Below are 17,033 nucleotides of genomic sequence, written 5' to 3' on the forward strand. Positions count from 1 at the left end.
ATGAATACATCTTGGTACAAAGAGCCTTGGGCTTGGTTCGTTTTTATTCTCCCCGCTACCGCGGTTGTTGCTGGTATTTCGACTTACTTTATTGCTAACCATAATCCCGATCCATTAGTCGTTGGTGATTACTATAAAAAAGGTAAAGCAATTAACCTAGAAGTCTCTAAAGTAAAGCTTGCCCAAAAATTAGGGATGCGCTTTGCATTAAAACTGCAAGATAACGAATTAATTATCAAACCTACCGGTATTGATAAAGTATTCCCGGTGTTAAATCTTAATTTTTATCACCCGACTCTTGCTGATAGAGATTTCTATTTAGCACTCACGCCTGACGGTAATGGCTATTTTAGGCATGTCTTTGATGAACCAGTAAAGGGAAAATGGCGCTTAACCATAACGCCTTTTGAGAATCACTGGAAAATTCAAAATACTATTTTCTTACCTCAAAGTGAATTTATCGATATTATTCCTAATGTTAGAGAAGCTAACTAAGCGCCAATAGTCTCTATTAGCTTAGGTGTTGATTAACCTCACCTAAGCAACACCTCTATAAAAACCAATACTTTGCTTGGCCTCAACATATGAAAACACTTTGTTATCACTGCAGTGAAATTGTTCCTAATGGGTTAGATTTATCAATAAAAATTGAGAATACCATGCAGCCGATGTGCTGTATTGGATGTCAAAGTGTTGCTCAAGCGATTATTGATAACGGTTTAGGTGAATATTATCGTTTTAGAACAGCTCCCGCACTAAAAGGTGAGCCTCTGGTTCCTGAGCAGTTACAACGTAATAAGTTACTTGATGATGACAGCCTACAAAGTGAATTTACTTATAAAAATGATGAATATAACGAAGCAATTTTAACGATTGACGGTATAAGCTGCGCGGCATGTGCGTGGCTTATCGAAATGCAACTTATCAAGATAAACGGCTTAATTAAAATTAATGTAAATGCCACGACACAACGTGCAACTGTTCGATGGAATAATAGTGAAGTACAACTTAGTGAGCTGATTAATCATATCAGCAATATTGGTTACCAAGCCCTCCCTTTTAAAGCGAGTACCGCCGAAAAACTTAACAAAACCCAAAGTAATAATTATATTAAACGCCTAGGTATCTCTGGTATTTTAATGATGCAAGTCATGATGATCGCTTTTGGCTTATACTTTGGCGCCTTTTCTGGCATGGATGAGTACAACTTAATCTATTTACGCTATGCGAGCTTATTCTTGACCTTACCTATTGTCACCTATGGCGCATTACCCTTCTACAAGGGAGCTATTAATGCTTTAAAAGTGAAGCGTTTATCTATGGATGTTCCTGTTGCTATAGCGATTTCACTGGCATTTTCGGCCAGTGCTTGGGCAACAATCACTCAGCAAGGTGAAGTCTATTTTGAATCAGTATCGATGTTCACTTTTTTACTACTTATTGGTAAATTTTTAGAATTTAGAGCAAGAAGTCGCGCTGCGGAAGTCTCGGCTAACTTGCTTAAGTTAATGCCGATGATAGCGACAAAACTCATTGATGATAAAGGAACAGAAAAAGAAGTCATACTACCAGCAAAAAAACTTCGTCCTCTCGATATTGTACTCATAAAACCAGGCGAAGTGGTTCCCGCTGATGGCACAATAATTACAGGCAGCAGCCAACTCAACGAAGCGATGTTGTCGGGTGAGCAGTTACCCTTAAATAAATCAATAGGCGATACTGTCTTTGCAGGCACTATAAACGGTGATGGTAATATCAACGTTGAAGTTAAACAAGCCAGTGAACATTCTTTTTTAAGCCAACTGATCAGATTAAGTGAATCATCTCAGGCGCATAAACCCAAATTAGCAAAATTATCAGATAAAATCGCTCAATACTTTGTTGCGGTTATTTTACTAACCGCTATAGGTACTGCATTTTATTGGCAACAGCATTTACCTGAAGAAGCTTTTTGGATCACCTTATCGGTACTCGTTGCTACCTGCCCTTGCGCCTTGTCACTGGCAACCCCCACAGCGTTAACCTGTGCGACCACACGCTTAAACCGCGAAGGTATCATGATCAAATCTGCACATGTTATGGAAACATTACCGAAATTAACCACTATTGCTTTTGATAAAACAGGTACCTTAACTTCTGGTGATTTTTCTATTAATGAAATAAAGCGCTTTAATAATGAAAAGCTTAACTATAGCAAGCAGCAGGTTTTAGCTATAGCAGCAGCGCTCGAGTCTTATTCTGAGCACCCTTTAGCCAAACCGTTTAAAGCATTTCGTGATTACTCCTACCATACTCAAGCCGTTGAAATTAAATCTGGTGCTGGTATTCAAGGGAAAGTGAACGGTCAATACTTTCAAATCGGTAAACCTAATTGGTTGCTTAGCGAATCAAGTATGTTGGCAGAATTTGCGACGGCTTCTTGCCTATTAGTAGCAGACAACCAATTAGTCGCTGCTTTTTACTTAAGCGATGAAATTCGCAATGATGCCCAAACGCTGTTAGATGACTTAAAGAAAAGTAATATTTATACCATCATGCTATCGGGTGATAACCCTGCTGGCTGTGAAAAAGTTCAGGCATTGTTACATTTAGACGAGATACATAGTACTTTGACTGCGGCTAATAAGATGGCGATAATAAAAAATCAGCCTAAAAACTCAACCGTTGCTATGGTCGGCGATGGTGTCAATGATACGCCAGTATTCGGCGCAGCCCATGTCTCGATTGCTATGGGGAGTGGCACCGATATAGCTAAAAGTGGTGCCGATGTTATCTTACTCAATAATCGTTTAAAGTCGATAACAACATTAATACAGGTCGCCAATAAAACTCGTCGCATTATTTGGCAAAATTATTTTTGGGCATTCGGTTATAATGCTATCGTATTGCCCCTTGCCGTCTCAGGCTACATTACCCCCTATATGGCGGTTATAGGTATGTCTGCAAGTTCGATATTGGTTATCACTAACTCGTTACGTTTATTAAAAAAGTAAACGCAAACTTATAATAGAGCATAAAGACCATGAGCATTATTTATATTTTGATCCCCATAGCGATAATCCTAACCTCTATCGCCATTTATTTATTTTTTTGGGCAGTAAAAACTGAACAATTTGATGATTTAGAGAAACAAGGTATGAGTATCTTGTTTGATGAAGATGAAAACACTACCACCAAAAAGTCCACTGAAACCCATAGCGAAAATACAGCTAAAAATGATACGGGTAGTAAATAACAGCCATGTTGAGTATAGATTATTTATCGGCATTCATCATCGGCTTGTTAGGTTCGGGACATTGTATCGGTATGTGCGGTGGTATAACAACGATGTTAACATCTGCTATATCACCGCAACAAAAAGGCAGCGATAAATTTAAGCTGGTCGGTGCATATAATGTTGGCCGAATTTTTTCTTATAGCTTAATTGGGGCAATCGTTGGATTTAGTAGTTCTATTGCAATAAAGAATATTGGCGTTCCATTAGGTTTTTTACGGTTATTTGCAGCGGTATTTTTAATTTTATTAGGCTTGTATTTAGGCCAATGGTTAATGTGGCTATCAAAAGTTGAAAAAATGGGTAAGTTCCTTTGGCGCTATCTATCCCCGTTAAGTAAAAGGTTTATTCCCATTAATAATGCTAAACAAGCGCTAGCATTAGGAGCAGTCTGGGGATGGTTACCTTGTGGTTTAGTCTACTCAACATTAACTTGGTCCTTAGCCAGTGGAAGTGCCCTTAGTGGCGCGCTAATTATGACCAGTTTTGGTTTAGGTACTTTACCAGCCTTGTTAAGTCTTTCGCTTGGCTCTTTTGGTATAAAGTCGTTGGTAACAAATACGAAATTCAAGAAAATAATGGCGCTAATGATAATTTCATACGGAATATACAGTTTAATGTTTGCATATAAGCAATTGTTTTAATATGATCGATAAATTAGGGATAACTCATTTAGGTTAATATGTATAAAAAGCCATGTTCTACATCTCAACATATTCATTGTCAAAACTGTAGTATCAGCGAGCTGTGTTTACCTTTCTCTTTAAATGATAAAGAACTCGATACACTAGACAGCATTATTGACCGTAAACGCCCTATTCATAAAGGCGAACAAATTTTCCAAGATGGCGACAAAATGCAAGCTTTATACGCTATTCGCTCTGGAACATTCAAAACATTTACGGTAAATGAACAAGGTGAAGAACAAATTACCGGTTTTCATTTAGCGGGTGATTTATTAGGTTTTGATGCTATTGCTGAGTCAGAGCACCCTAGTTTTGCAAAAGCCTTAGAAACATCTATGGTCTGTGAGATACCTTACAATACTTTAGATTCATTATCGAATACGATGCCTAAGTTGAAAAAACAAATTCTTCGCATGATGAGTTCCGAAATCCGCTCAGATCAAGAAATGTTAACGCTACTTAACCGCAAAAATGCTGAACAACGCTTAGCAACTTTTATTTCAACCTTAGCCAGTCGCTATCATGCACGGGGTATGTCACTAACAGATTTTCGCCTAACGATGACGCGCAGTGACATTGGTAATTATATTGGTTTAACGGTTGAAACCATCAGTAGATTATTAAATCGTTTTCAAAAAAATGAATTAATCACAGTTGATGGAAAACTCATCACAATACTTAATATGGATAAACTTAACGAGTGTGCTTCACTGTAGTTTATCGCTTTTTTAAATAATTATAGATAAATGCTTAACATTAAAGATGTTAAGCATTTTTTTTATTGAAATATTATGATTTAAAGCAAATAATATCTATTAATTATGGTCTATTATTAATATTATTTAATAACTAGGGAGTAAATATTATGGATAAGTATAAAAAAATATTAGCCGTTATTGATCCAACCACTGAAAATCAAAAAGCGTTGAAACGTGCGATTGAATTAGCACGACATAGTGGCGGACAGATCACTGCATTTTTAACCATTTATGATTTATCTTATGAAATGACCACCATGCTTTCTGGCGACGAGCGAGAAGCAATGCGTCAATCGGTTATTAATGATCGTAAACTATGGTTAGACGAAAAGATTTCAGAAACTGATCACCAAGACATAACCATAGATACCTGTATTATTTGGCATAATCGCCCATTTGAAAAGATCATAAAAAAAGTACTGGCTGAAAACTTCGATATTGTCATCAAAGGCACCCATCAACATGACAAGCTAAAGTCGGTTATTTTTACGCCAACAGATTGGCATATATTAAGGAAATGTCCCTGCCCAGTATTACTGGTTAAAGACCATAGCTGGCCAAGCAATGGTAATTTACTTACCGCACTCAATATCGGTAGCGATGATGATGAGCACAAAGCGCTTAATAATAAGCTAACCCAAGAATCAATAGTGTTTTCTTCACTGATTAAAGCCAATGTTCATTTGGTGAATTCTTATCCAGGTACGCCAGTAAATATTGCCATTGAAATTCCAGAGTTTAACGCCTCTGAATATAACGACACTATGTTTAATCATCACAAAAGTGCGATGAAAGACCATGCTAATAGCTTTAATATTCCGCTTAAAAATACCCATGTTAAAGAAGGTTTACCTGAAGATGTTATTCAAAGTATTTCTAAGCACGTTGATGCTGAATTAGTTGTGTTAGGTACTATTGGTCGAACGGGGATTTCAGCGGCACTTATTGGTAATACTGCAGAGCATGTCATTGACCGCCTTAACTGTGATGTCTTAGCGATAAAACCTGATGGTTACCTCTCGCCATTAGCTTAATATTGAAATATGTAAATATCCATTAAAAAGCCGAGGATTTCCTTGGCTTTTTGCTATACTACGCGCGGTAAAATTCATACTTTTTATTTCAAATATCTCTAGGAAACACTATGAGCGCTCAATCAGCGACATCAATAACATCTTTAACACCCAGCCAAAAAATACAGCTGAGTAAACTTGAGAAGCGCTTAAGACGACATGTTGGCCAAGCTATCGCGCAATATAATATGATAGAAGATGGCGATAAAATAATGGTGTGCTTATCGGGTGGCAAAGACAGTTACGCCCTACTGGCTATTTTAATGTTGTTAAAAGAATCAGCGCCCATTCATTTTGATATCGTTGCCGTTAATCTTGATCAAAAACAACCCGGTTTTCCTGAGCATATCCTTCCCGAATACTTAGAAGCTTTAGGTGTTGAATATAAAATTGCGCAAGAAGATACCTACTCTATTGTTAAAGATAAAATACCTGAGGGGAAGACCACCTGCAGTTTATGCTCTCGTTTACGCAGAGCTATTTTATACAAGGTCGCGGCAGAAATAGGCGCAACTAAAATTGCACTAGGCCATCATCGTGATGACATGGTTGAAACACTGATGCTAAATATGTTTTATGGCGGTAAATTAAAATCAATGCCAGCAAAATTGGTCTCTGATAATGGTGAGCATGTCGTCATTAGACCGTTAGCTTTTTGTAAAGAAGCAGAACTCATCCAATATGCACAACTAAAAGCGTTCCCAATTATTCCTTGTAATTTATGTGGCTCTCAACCTAATTTACAACGTCAAAACATTAAGAAAATGTTACAGGACTGGAATGTTAATCATCCAGGACGAATTGAATCTATGTTTACTGCCATTCGCAATGTGGTTCCATCACATTTGTGTGACAGTGAACTTTTTGATTTTAAAGGGATTAACGCTGATTCAGGCATTATCAATGGTGGCGATATCGCTTTTGATGATGAACCTATTATTGCCGCTCAATTAACAAACAACGTCAATATTGAAGACAATTCAAAAGCCAAACTTTCATTAAGTAACAGTTTGAATATTATAGAAATAAAGTAGAATCTACCTTAATTAATACCAAGTATCTAAGCGCGATAACAACACCAGTTAAAAGAATGAATGTTATCGCTCGCCATCATTATCTGACGCGTAATACAATAAGCCGAGCCTAAATAACCTTAGGTTTTGGCTTCGACAATATTTTATCAAAATACACTTTATTATGGCGGATCATTTCTGTTATTTCTAAGACATAATCAGTGCCTCTAATAGAATAACGCAGTAATCCTGTTGCTAAGATTTGTGGCGATAGTGGTTGTTCTTGAGCGCGTAACTGCCCTCTAATTGAACGAAAAACACCATAAGCATGATTTGTATTAATATTGTGTAAATAACGCTGTACCGCATGCTCTAAACTATTAAATGCCGCTACTTCATGTTTAGCACCGTCATCTCTTCCTCTTGGCACCATGCCACAACCCTTTTTATAGCACCACATACCAAAAAAGTTTAAACCAACTCGAGCAAAACGAGAAGTGCCCCAAGCTGATTCATTGGCTGCCTGCACTAATACTAGTTCAACAGGCACAATATCAATACGCAACAATAATTCATTAAGTTGCTGTAGCGGCGAGTGTTTTTGATTAACTTTATATTTCTTAATTAATCGCTCAAGCAAAGCTTGTTGATCTGCTAAAAGATTTTCCTCGAGGAAAAGTGTTTCTATCATCAAGGAGACTTCTGCCCTTAACATAAGAATATTGCTATTCTCTTGCGCTATTGCTGGATAAATATAACGGAAAAACTGACGTTTTTTCGTTTTAACATCGCTTATAGAAGCAAAGTTTGGGATCTTAACGTTATGAAGCGGTTGCTCAACCACTTTTACTTTCGCCTTGACCACAGGAACGATAACAACGTTTGTTACTTCCGGCGTGGGAAGTTCAAAAGTTGGCGCTAAAAAAGTGAAGGGCGCAATAAGCGCAAGAAAAAATACACTTATTAACACAGTTCTCATCAAATATTGAATGATCATAGTAGCCTTTTTGTTAACAATAAGGTTTTGCACAGAGCTTTACGCTGAAAATGTATCACTCGTTTGCTGAGCGGGTACATCCGTCGCTTGTAACTGCATGCCAAAAATTTCTCGATATAAAATGCCTTTAACATTATAAAATAGCGGCGCTATAAATGTTAATGCGACTAAGAAAAGCATAACACCAATCACTGAAAATTGTGTTTTAGCAAGAATGGCTAAGGGGATTAAAGATAAAAATAAAGTTAAAAAGAGTAAGCTATAAATAGCGAGTAACTTAAACCACTGAAAACGTGTAACTTGTAAACTCAAGGTGATAGCTTTTATCGGTGATAATTTTTTATCTACTACAAGCGGCAGTACTAATGACAAGGCGACCGCTAAATAAATACCTGGAAAAACAAATAAACTCATACCTAAAGTTATTAATACTGACGTTAACAGCGCACAAACAGCAACCCAACTGCCTCGTTTTAAGAAAGCAAAAATTAATTTACTATTGGTTTTTAAGCCAACGGCATGAAAAACGCCCATCATCTCGACACCAACTAAAAAAGGATAGATAACCATAGTGACAACAATATTTAATAATGTTGTTGATTGTGGGTCTTTAATCACTTGTTCAATACCACCCATGGTATTACTGATCAAAAATGAAACAACAATCCCCAAAATAAGCGTAAAAAGTAATCCTAAATTAATAGCGATTCGCGAGCGAAGTGTTAATTGCCACGCCTCTTTTAATACCGAAGAAACGTCAATAGTATATTCACCCTGCAAAGACTTTTCTATGCTACCACCAATTTGTACTACTTTTTTTTCATCCACGAAAATGACTACCTTTGTGTAAATTTTTCAACATTATAGCAAGTTGATTTGATATTGGAAAATAGCATAAATTTTCACCTGAATTATTGGTGTAATTTAGCAATACGTTTTAATATATTTTGAAAGTAATGAGCACCTTTCTCTTGGGCTAAGGCAATATTATTATCAGGTATTTGCTGTGGATTTTTATACACAGATAGTACCTTTTCCATACTCGCTTCTCGTATTAAATGAAGCGTAGGTAATGGCGAACGGTTGGTATAATTAGAGGCTGCGTTGAATGGCTCACCTTCAAAATAATAATCAGGATGAAAACTGGCCAGTTGAAAGACACCTTCATAACCTAAGGTGAACAACAATTCATTAGCCTCATCGAGTAAATCAAGGTAGCTTTCAAAACCTTTAAAGCCTTCAGTAAAAATCAATAAAGTCGTTTCTATGCTGGGGTCAGCGACAAGTCTTTCAAATTCTATGGCTAATTCTGCTAAAGACGATTCGACCTTTTTTGCTGGGCAAACTTGATAATGTATCGTGTTATTAACAAACTCTTTTTTTGCAAAAGGGCAAAAATTCAAACCAATAATTATTTCTTCTAGCCACTGCTTAGTTTGTGAAATTTCAACGGCATACATTTGTTTATCAGGCATTTTGTTGCAGTTGCCACATCGTTGCGTAATGACCCTTTTTAGTGAGTAGCGTTTGATGATCGCCCTGCTCGATTATTTCCCCTTTGTGCAGGACAATAATATTATCGGCATCAATAATAGTTGATAATCGATGAGCTATCACTAAGCTAGTGTGATCTTTAGCCACCTCTTTGATTGCTTTTAAAATAGCTTGCTCTGAGTGACTATCAAGTGACGACGTTGCTTCATCAAAGACCAAAATAGCAGGATTTTTCAAAATGGTCCGGGCAATGGCAACCCGTTGCTTTTCGCCGCCAGAAAGCTTTAAACCACGCTCGCCAACGACGGTATCGAAACCTTTTGGTAACGAGGTAATAAAGTGACTTAAATGCGATAATCTTGCGGCTTCTTCAACTTGTGCATTACTCGCGTTTACATTGCCATATTTAACATTTTCAAATAAACTTTCATTAAATAACACCGTATCTTGTGGCACGATGCCAATATTCTTTCTCAAGGAATGTTGCGTAATATCAGTAACTGCTTCGCCGTCAATTTTAATACAGCCTTGTTGGCAGTCATAAAAACGAAAAAGTAGTTTCACTAAGGTCGATTTTCCTGAGCCACTCTCGCCAACAACAGCGACTTTTTGACCCGCTTTAACCTCGAATGAAACATTTTTTAAAATGGGTCTTTGCTCATCATAAAAGAAGCTAACGTTATCAAATTTAATAGCACCATGGCTTATCGCTAATTCTTTGGCATTTTGTGCATCAACAACCTTAGGTACTTTTTGCAACAAGGTAAACATTTGCTCAATATTTGCTAAAGAACCTTTTATTTCTCGATAAACAAATCCTAAAAAGTTTAAAGGGATAAACAATTGCATCATAAAAGCATTAACCAGGACAAAGTCTCCTAAGGTCATTTGTTGATGAGTCACTTGATAAGCCGCTAACGCTAACATTGCCGTCATCGCTAACGACACGATAATGGCCTGACCACCATTTAAAGCAAACAGTGACAAACGGTTTTGCATTTTTGCTTTTTCCCAATCAGCTAATTGACTGTCGTAAGCTGTTGATTCATATGATTCATTAGTAAAATATTTAACCGTTTCATAATTTAATAGACTGTCTATTGCGCGAGTATTACTTGATGAGTCAGCTTTATTTGCGGCTCTAATGTAGCGCGTGCGCCATTCTGTTGCGTAAATCGAGTAAGCGATATAGCTGGCAATAGACACGCCGGTGATCAGCGCAAACCAAATGCCATAATTCACCCATAATATGGTAATAACCATAATTATTTCGAGTAAGGTTGGCACAATATTAAAAACCATAAACCGCATTAAGAAGTTAACCCCAGACGTACCACGGTCAATGTCACGCGAGAGTCCACCTGTCTGGCGGTCCAAATGAAAGTCTAAGTCAAGTTGATGGAGGTGTTCGAAAACTTTCAAACCAATGCGGCGGATCGCTCGCTCGGTAACACGGCCAAATAAGGTGTCGCGTATTTCTGCCAGTAGCACAATAGTTAAACGCACTAAACCATAAGCGGCAACTAAAGCAAAAGGCACAATGAAAATATTGTTTTCTTGTTGAGCATCAAGTCCGTCAACGATATCTTTTAAGATGAAAGGGAGATAAACACTGGCGAGTTTAGTTAACACCAAACAAAACAACGCAAAACCTATTCGCACTTTAAATTCGAGTAAGTAGGGAATAAGTGACTTTAGCACTCGCCAATTAATGGTGGCATTTTCAGGTGACGAGTAGGAAGATCTGCGCATTAAGGGATATTACTCTGGTAGGAATTAGGCAAACTTTAACGGCTTTAATCACTTAAAGCAATCAAGAAAATCAACCCATAGTGAACACAACATCTGTTTTTCACTTAATTGAAAAAGCGCTGCCGCACTGTAGTAGCTATAAACTGAGTATATTAAGTACGTCTCTGCATATCTAATCCATAACGCCACTTTAATCATGACGCTGATCTGAAATATACAGCTAAAAAAAACTGATTATAATTTGTTGTTAGCAAATTATAATCAGCATTTAATCGTCTCTAAGAGCGAAGGAGAACTCCATAGTTATTTAAAGTTCCCCCCTTTTAAATAGATAAGTAAAGTCTATCAGTAAAAGAATCACATACCGGTAAATATACGTACCTAAAAATTTAATGCCTTACGTTAAGCTTTAAATTGTTGCGTTAATTTATTGAGCTCATCTGAAGAACTTTGCATAAGTTGAGAATTTTTTGTCATCGCATTTAATTGTTCTAAACTGCTATGACCTGCGCTAACAATTCTATTAACGTTGCTGCTTAACTCTTCTGCAACAGTACTTTGTTCTTCAACCGCAGAGGCTATTTGCGTTGCCATTTCAGTAATTTGTTCTGTAGAGCTTAAAATGCTACTAATAGACTCACCTGAACTGAGTGCATTTTCAACTGACGCCTTACTTTTAACCTGACTATCTTCCATAACATGAACCGCTGATTTAGCACCTGATTGTAAACGTTCAATGGTCTGCTGAATTTGTGCAGTGCTTTCTTGAGTTCGACTGGCCAAAGCCCTAACTTCATCTGCAACCACAGCAAAACCACGCCCTTGCTCTCCAGCACGAGCCGCTTCAATGGCAGCGTTTAACGCCAATAAGTTTGTTTGTTCGGCAATTCCGCGAATGACATCTAAGACTGAAACAATGCCTTTAACATCATCCTCAAGTGCACCAACTACCTTAGTGGCTTCATTAAGGTGATCAGATAAGCCATTTATTGACTCAATAGACTCTTTAATAATAGCGGATACTGCTCGTGCATCTTGATTTGCTTGCTCTGCTGAGCCTGCAGTTAACTGAACATTATTAGCAATTTCTTTTGCTGACGCAGACATTTCAGTGATGGCGGTAGCCACCTGATCCGTTTCAGACTGTTGATTTTCTAAATGCCCACGACTGGCCTCAGAAGCTTGATATACATTTTGTGACACCTCTGAAGTCTGCTTTACCGACAATTGAATAGATTGAACAAGTAATTGAATTTTATCTACAAAGACGTTGAATGACTCTGCAACAAGGCCTATTTCGTCTTCACGTTTAACGCGTAGTCGCTGCGTTAGGTCGCCTTCTCCACGCGCAATATTCTCTAAAGCATTGGCAACTTCACTTAAAGGCTGCGTCACTAGTTTAGCGAATAAAAAGTAGATCGCTGAAATTAAAAATACGTCAAGCAATACTCCTTTAACAATGATGCGAGAAGCTAAAGATGACAATTCGAGATCTATTGAAGAACTATCGATAAACAAAGTAACATTACCAACACTGGTACTTTGACCGTCCTCAATATGTTGTAACTTAAAAGTGATCGCTTCGTTTGTTTTCTTTCCTTTTGATTGAGATATTGTTTTTTTATCTTCATTGGTTATTTCTATTAAAGCGATGTCTTCTGATTGTTGTTCCGAGTTTAAAATACCCTTCATTTGATCTTCTTCATAATTCCAAACAGCAGAAGGCAAATTAAGTTTTAATCGAGATTCGACCAAAGAAAGTTGATTTATTTGCTTATTTTTCAGTAAATTACTTTGTGCCATATAATCATACACACCAAAAGAAATGACGAGTGTGGTGACAATAATCAATGCTGAAAAAATAAGTTTAAATGATATAGATTTAGTAACGTTCATATTATTTTTATACCTTTTTACTGCCAGTCTTGTAGACCATATTTATTTAGAATATCTTTTAGCTGTCCAGATGCTCTAAGTGTTTCTGTACCTTTCTCGATTAATTCAATGTACATTTTACTGGTCGGCTTTGCAGGTGAACAAGCAATGTAAATCGGTGCTTTCTCAGCGTTAGTCCCTGCGCTTTTTAGTGCTTCATTAAAACCAAGTTCTTTTAACTTTGCATTCGCGACTGAAACCGATTCAACGACAACATCAATTCGATTATTAACGAGTTTTTTAAAGTTTTTTTCCAAAGCATCAGTTCCTGAAACATCTTTAAAAACATCGGGTCGACTTTTTATTAACGCGTCAAACTCTTCGCCATAAGCATAACCACTAATGACACCTACTTTCTGAGTTAATAGCGAATCAAAACCGGTAAATGTCCAAGTTGATGCATTATTAACATAATATCCCGTACCATCCATTCCCCAATTCAAAGAAGGAAAAATAAAATCGGGTGCATCTTCAGGATACGCTCCGACAACGCAGTCAAACTTACCTTCACGAACCGAGTTTATCGCCCTTTCCCATGGCATTACCTTATAATCAACAGTATGTCCTGCTGCTGTAAAAATTGCTGTAGCCATATCAATCATATAGCCTTGCTTGTCACCATTTGGATCGCCATTCATCGGAAACCAGTCATCCGCACGAATAGTAACTGTCGCTGCAGATGCTGGCAGTGAAATAGCAATAGTAAGTAAACCAATAACTAGTTTCATCGTATTAACCTTGTGTAATGTATAGTTGAATGAATTACGCACATCTGCTTTTAATCAACTGTTATCATATTCATTAATAACAAAGTGCGTAAATACAGCAATCTATTGAGTTAGCCTGAAAAACTATTCTTTATGTATAATTGACATAAGGTCCTATTCATTCAAATATTTTTTCATCACTGCCGTAATATCAATCTTCTTTAAACCTTCATTATAGATAGCTAACCATTTCTCACCTTCGGTACTCTTTTTAAAGGCTACGAACAATTCCTTTTCTGTCAACAACTTAGCATTCATTTGCACTTGTTCTTGCGCCTTTTCTAAGTCTTTGCTATTTGCTAGTAAGTAGCTGAAAACATTGGTATCGATAACAGCAGCATCGATTCGACCACCCGCAACTTTACGAATGTTGGTTTCATCAGAGGTAGCGGTTTGCGCTTTTATTTCGCCACTAGTAATTAATGCATCAACTTCAGCTGTATTAACATAATCTTGAACTACGCCAATTTTATATTGCGTTAAATCTTTAACCGCAGTCCATGCTATGGGTTTTTTCTTGTTTTCAATTAACCCTAAAGGGCCCTTCCCCATCGGATTAGAAAATGAAAACTCATTTGACTCATAGTAATACTCAGGAAAATAACCTGCATATTTTGAGTCTGGTTCCGATGCAAGTTTTACAGCACGACTCCAAGGGAAAAAATCAACCTTCAACTCATGTCCCATTGCCTTAAACGCTGCTTTAGCTACAGCAACTGAAGCACCTTGCTCATTTAAAGCCTTTCCTGAATATGGCGGCCAAGTTAACGAGGTTAGATGGACGGTGTCGCTAAATGCGGGTGTGCTAAAAGACAAAATTAATATAATTTTTATGACTTTATTAAACATGGCTATCTCCTAAAACTGAAATGTACGAGCAACGGTAAGCAATAGTGTGGTATCGCCATAAGTATCTAAATCAGTGCCGTGCAGCCCTAATGAAAAATCAAAACCATTGGTACTAAAGTTACTGGTGACTTGCCAGTGGTTATAACTGTCACTACCGGGCTCCCATTGCCATTTGTCATCATCTAAACTACTCGACCTGTCAATACCCACTAATAAAGTTAACTCATCATTAATGGTAAAGGTATGATTTAACATAACAATGTAATGACCTGCCCCTGTTCCAAAGTAATCCCAAGCATACCAAAAGTTTAAATCGGTAGCGCCGAAATTCCATTTAGTATATATCTCAGTATAGTTACCGTCAGAACTATAGCTTGCGCCGTTATAAGTATATTGAGCAACGCCAACATCAAGATTAACGTTATCATTTACCGCTGTGTAATAACCGAGATAAACATCTGCTTCTATATTCGTATCATCACCAAAATCAACATTTGACGCCCAACCACCCGCATACCAACCTCCCGCACCAGACCAATCAAGACTACCTTGAAGTGCAGGACCTTCATCCGTTTGACTTACCCCATTAAAAAGATAATCACTTGCTACTGTAACGGTTGATGACCAGTCAGCGAGCGCAGATGAAGATAATGTTAGTAAGGTTGTTGCTAATATTAAATGTTTTTTCATTAAGTTAATCCTATAAAAGATATCTATAAAATTATAGTCACTGATCGCTTAATAACAATATTTTACTGATATTAATAAGTAGATGAGCTAACTCAACTCATTGATGGTGAAGAACTTGTATGGTGATTACGGCAATAAATGTTAGCAGATGAGTTATTTAAGTCATATTGGTATTAGGTAATTGCTGTATTAATGCTACTTTATGTTAGTTTGCATTAATAATAGTTAGTCGATATCGATGTTATTATCTAGTCATCAACTCCGCGATGAATAGGGTGTGATAAGTTTGTGTGATTTTCCCTAGAGGCCATTTATCTAAAATGCCAAGATATTAACCTATCTCGATAAAGATGAAGTTAGTTTGTTAGTTTGTTAGTTTGTTAGTTAGTTAAATAGAGGTTCGAAAATCAACAGTCGCTTTACGGCCACCACTTGCATCATTATTTTGATATGACCAATGCATTTTATTGACGATTTTATCAACTAACCTTAAACCTAAACCATAGCCGTAATCAGCACCACTGTGATCAAAGTCACCTTCACTTATATTAATATTTTCAACGATAACTAGGCCTTGGCTACATTGAATAATAACTTCGCCTTCCGCTGTATATTGAAATGCATTGCGAATTAAGTTGTTGAGGATCAAGCGACAAGGTGTTTCAAGTACCTTAATATGAGTAGGCGTCAATTTAAGTGTTATTTTAACTTTTTTACTTTGTAACAAGTACGCGTTATCTTCAACCAAGTTGTTAATCATCAAGTTTAAGTCTATTTCGACTAAAGCCAATGTTTGTTGATTGCTTTGTTCTATAGAGTGTTCCTGGCTGAGCCATAATAGTGTTTCTGTGGTGTGTTGCATATTGAGTGCTGCCCTACTGATTCGGGCTAAAGACTGTTCACCTTTGTCTTTATTATTTTCGCTAGAGAATATTCGGGTTAATAATTCACTGTTACTTTTAACAACCGCTATTGGGGTTCGTAATTCATGACTTGCATGGCGTAAAAAATCTTGTTCTTTACCAAGCATAGCACTGAGCCTTAATAGCGCTTTTTGTTGTTGAACTGCAATCGCTGTTAATTCATAGAATTCAAAGTTTGGTGTGTCTTGCTCAACATTTTCAAGGGTTAAACTTTCAACCCAATCACCAATACGGTAAAAGGGTGTTAACGTTCGTTTAAGCAATAACTGGACAGAAAAATGCATCACTAATAAAAAAATCAATGCGATTGGCCACGTTAGCTGGAACATTTTACTGATACCCATTTGGCTTAAGGCATCATATTGTTTAATATTTATTTTTCGTACTAAATAAAAAATTTTACCATCAAATAAGGGCTGTGCAATAACAAATATAGCCTGCTCTGGCCATGAAATAAAAGTGTCTTCACTGAAAAGTCTAATGTTATCCATCGCCATTTTTTTTACATTTTCAAAGGCAGCAAAATGCTCTCGTATTTCGACGGGAAGACTTTTCCAATCTAAGAAACCTTGGAAGTGAATGTTATTAGGCAATGGATGATCGATGTTTTTTTGATATTGACGTGCAAAATCATTACTTTCTAAATGAAGATCCTGAAAGTTAGCTTCATCAAGCCCATGAATAAAATAAAAGTTAATCACTAAGGTGTAACTAAGCACGATAATTAAGGCAATCATGCTTTGTACTTTTAAGACGTATCGACGAAGGGTTTGTGGTTTTTTCTTAGTTTTACTCATATCAATTATTAACTATAAAGTCGCT

General features: G+C 37.0%; 16 protein-coding genes. 7 read left to right on the forward strand and 9 right to left on the reverse strand.

Annotation, left to right across the window (positions count from 1 at the left end; translation table 11 throughout):
• The 7 genes from H4J75_RS10870 to ttcA all read left to right on the forward strand — a co-directional run bounded on the left by H4J75_RS10870 (position 1) and on the right by ttcA (position 6,825).
• On the forward strand, positions 1-495 hold the full coding sequence (locus H4J75_RS10870; protein WP_182222135.1) for a FixH family protein: 495 nt from the start codon (positions 1-3) through the stop codon (positions 493-495).
• 89 nt (positions 496-584) lie between these two features.
• The gene (locus tag H4J75_RS10875) at positions 585-2,993 is read left to right on the forward strand and encodes a heavy metal translocating P-type ATPase (RefSeq protein WP_182222136.1); all 2,409 of its coding nucleotides are present in this window, start codon (positions 585-587) and stop codon (positions 2,991-2,993) included.
• A gap of 29 nt (positions 2,994-3,022) precedes the next feature.
• Positions 3,023-3,235 carry a cbb3-type cytochrome oxidase assembly protein CcoS gene (gene ccoS, locus H4J75_RS10880; protein WP_182214361.1) on the forward strand — a complete coding sequence of 71 codons (213 nt, stop codon included), beginning with the start codon at positions 3,023-3,025 and terminating at the stop codon, positions 3,233-3,235.
• A gap of 5 nt (positions 3,236-3,240) precedes the next feature.
• Complete coding sequence (locus tag H4J75_RS10885; RefSeq protein WP_259364981.1) at positions 3,241-3,918, forward strand: sulfite exporter TauE/SafE family protein; 678 nt, start codon at positions 3,241-3,243, stop codon at positions 3,916-3,918.
• 38 nt (positions 3,919-3,956) lie between these two features.
• The gene (fnr, locus tag H4J75_RS10890; protein ID WP_182214359.1) at positions 3,957-4,676 is read left to right on the forward strand and encodes a fumarate/nitrate reduction transcriptional regulator Fnr; all 720 of its coding nucleotides are present in this window, start codon (positions 3,957-3,959) and stop codon (positions 4,674-4,676) included.
• A gap of 149 nt (positions 4,677-4,825) precedes the next feature.
• Positions 4,826-5,752: a universal stress protein UspE gene (uspE, locus tag H4J75_RS10895; RefSeq protein ID WP_182214357.1), complete on the forward strand. Its 927-nt coding sequence runs from the start codon at positions 4,826-4,828 to the stop codon at positions 5,750-5,752.
• Between the two features lie 110 nt (positions 5,753-5,862).
• Positions 5,863-6,825: a tRNA 2-thiocytidine(32) synthetase TtcA gene (gene ttcA / locus H4J75_RS10900; protein ID WP_182222137.1), complete on the forward strand. Its 963-nt coding sequence runs from the start codon at positions 5,863-5,865 to the stop codon at positions 6,823-6,825.
• A gap of 109 nt (positions 6,826-6,934) precedes the next feature.
• Here the strand turns inward: ttcA and H4J75_RS10905 are convergent, their stop codons facing one another.
• From H4J75_RS10905 to H4J75_RS10945, 9 genes are all read right to left on the reverse strand, one after another.
• A complete protein-coding gene (locus tag H4J75_RS10905; protein WP_182214353.1) occupies positions 6,935-7,801 on the reverse strand; it encodes a glucosaminidase domain-containing protein in 867 nt (288 codons plus the stop codon).
• A 39-nt stretch (positions 7,802-7,840) separates the two neighbouring features.
• Positions 7,841-8,629, reverse strand: a complete 789-nt coding sequence (locus H4J75_RS10910) for a hypothetical protein (protein WP_182214352.1) — start codon at positions 8,627-8,629, stop codon at positions 7,841-7,843.
• An 83-nt stretch (positions 8,630-8,712) separates the two neighbouring features.
• Positions 8,713-9,276: a DUF1415 domain-containing protein gene (locus H4J75_RS10915; protein ID WP_220465293.1), complete on the reverse strand. Its 564-nt coding sequence runs from the start codon at positions 9,274-9,276 to the stop codon at positions 8,713-8,715.
• Positions 9,269-11,047 carry an ABC transporter ATP-binding protein/permease gene (locus H4J75_RS10920; RefSeq protein WP_182222138.1) on the reverse strand — a complete coding sequence of 593 codons (1,779 nt, stop codon included), beginning with the start codon at positions 11,045-11,047 and terminating at the stop codon, positions 9,269-9,271. Before H4J75_RS10920 ends, H4J75_RS10915 begins: the two co-directional genes overlap by 8 nt.
• A gap of 402 nt (positions 11,048-11,449) precedes the next feature.
• On the reverse strand, positions 11,450-12,943 hold the full coding sequence (locus tag H4J75_RS10925) for a methyl-accepting chemotaxis protein (RefSeq protein WP_182214348.1): 1,494 nt from the start codon (positions 12,941-12,943) through the stop codon (positions 11,450-11,452).
• A gap of 17 nt (positions 12,944-12,960) precedes the next feature.
• Positions 12,961-13,710, reverse strand: coding sequence for an ABC transporter substrate-binding protein (locus H4J75_RS10930; RefSeq protein ID WP_182214347.1), 750 nt, complete (start codon positions 13,708-13,710; stop codon positions 12,961-12,963).
• A gap of 153 nt (positions 13,711-13,863) precedes the next feature.
• The gene (locus H4J75_RS10935) at positions 13,864-14,598 is read right to left on the reverse strand and encodes an ABC transporter substrate-binding protein (protein WP_182214345.1); all 735 of its coding nucleotides are present in this window, start codon (positions 14,596-14,598) and stop codon (positions 13,864-13,866) included.
• 9 nt (positions 14,599-14,607) lie between these two features.
• On the reverse strand, positions 14,608-15,288 hold the full coding sequence (locus H4J75_RS10940) for a TorF family putative porin (protein ID WP_182222139.1): 681 nt from the start codon (positions 15,286-15,288) through the stop codon (positions 14,608-14,610).
• A gap of 388 nt (positions 15,289-15,676) precedes the next feature.
• Complete coding sequence (locus H4J75_RS10945) at positions 15,677-17,008, reverse strand: HAMP domain-containing sensor histidine kinase (protein ID WP_182222140.1); 1,332 nt, start codon at positions 17,006-17,008, stop codon at positions 15,677-15,679.
• Between the last annotated feature and the right edge of the window lie 25 nt (positions 17,009-17,033).

It is taken from the genome of Colwellia sp. BRX10-1 (genome assembly GCF_014077545.1).
Classification (GTDB): domain Bacteria; phylum Pseudomonadota; class Gammaproteobacteria; order Enterobacterales; family Alteromonadaceae; genus Colwellia_A.

Excerpts from the sequence above, each read along its gene's own strand:
- H4J75_RS10930 (WP_182214347.1), bottom strand. The coding sequence starts at position 13,710 with ATGAAACTAGTTATTGGTTTACTTACTATTGCTATTTCACTGCCAGCA.
- H4J75_RS10920 (WP_182222138.1), bottom strand. The coding sequence starts at position 11,047 with ATGCGCAGATCTTCCTACTCGTCACCTGAAAATGCCACCATTAATTGG.
- H4J75_RS10915 (WP_220465293.1), bottom strand. The coding sequence starts at position 9,276 with ATGCCTGATAAACAAATGTATGCCGTTGAAATTTCACAAACTAAGCAG.
- uspE (WP_182214357.1), top strand. The coding sequence starts at position 4,826 with ATGGATAAGTATAAAAAAATATTAGCCGTTATTGATCCAACCACTGAA.
- H4J75_RS10945 (WP_182222140.1), bottom strand. The coding sequence starts at position 17,008 with ATGAGTAAAACTAAGAAAAAACCACAAACCCTTCGTCGATACGTCTTA.
- ttcA (WP_182222137.1), top strand. The coding sequence starts at position 5,863 with ATGAGCGCTCAATCAGCGACATCAATAACATCTTTAACACCCAGCCAA.
- H4J75_RS10885 (WP_259364981.1), top strand. The coding sequence starts at position 3,241 with ATGTTGAGTATAGATTATTTATCGGCATTCATCATCGGCTTGTTAGGT.
- H4J75_RS10870 (WP_182222135.1), top strand. The coding sequence starts at position 1 with ATGAATACATCTTGGTACAAAGAGCCTTGGGCTTGGTTCGTTTTTATT.
- H4J75_RS10935 (WP_182214345.1), bottom strand. The coding sequence starts at position 14,598 with ATGTTTAATAAAGTCATAAAAATTATATTAATTTTGTCTTTTAGCACA.
- H4J75_RS10875 (WP_182222136.1), top strand. The coding sequence starts at position 585 with ATGAAAACACTTTGTTATCACTGCAGTGAAATTGTTCCTAATGGGTTA.
- H4J75_RS10905 (WP_182214353.1), bottom strand. The coding sequence starts at position 7,801 with ATGATCATTCAATATTTGATGAGAACTGTGTTAATAAGTGTATTTTTT.
- ccoS (WP_182214361.1), top strand. The coding sequence starts at position 3,023 with ATGAGCATTATTTATATTTTGATCCCCATAGCGATAATCCTAACCTCT.
- fnr (WP_182214359.1), top strand. The coding sequence starts at position 3,957 with ATGTATAAAAAGCCATGTTCTACATCTCAACATATTCATTGTCAAAAC.
- H4J75_RS10940 (WP_182222139.1), bottom strand. The coding sequence starts at position 15,288 with ATGAAAAAACATTTAATATTAGCAACAACCTTACTAACATTATCTTCA.
- H4J75_RS10925 (WP_182214348.1), bottom strand. The coding sequence starts at position 12,943 with ATGAACGTTACTAAATCTATATCATTTAAACTTATTTTTTCAGCATTG.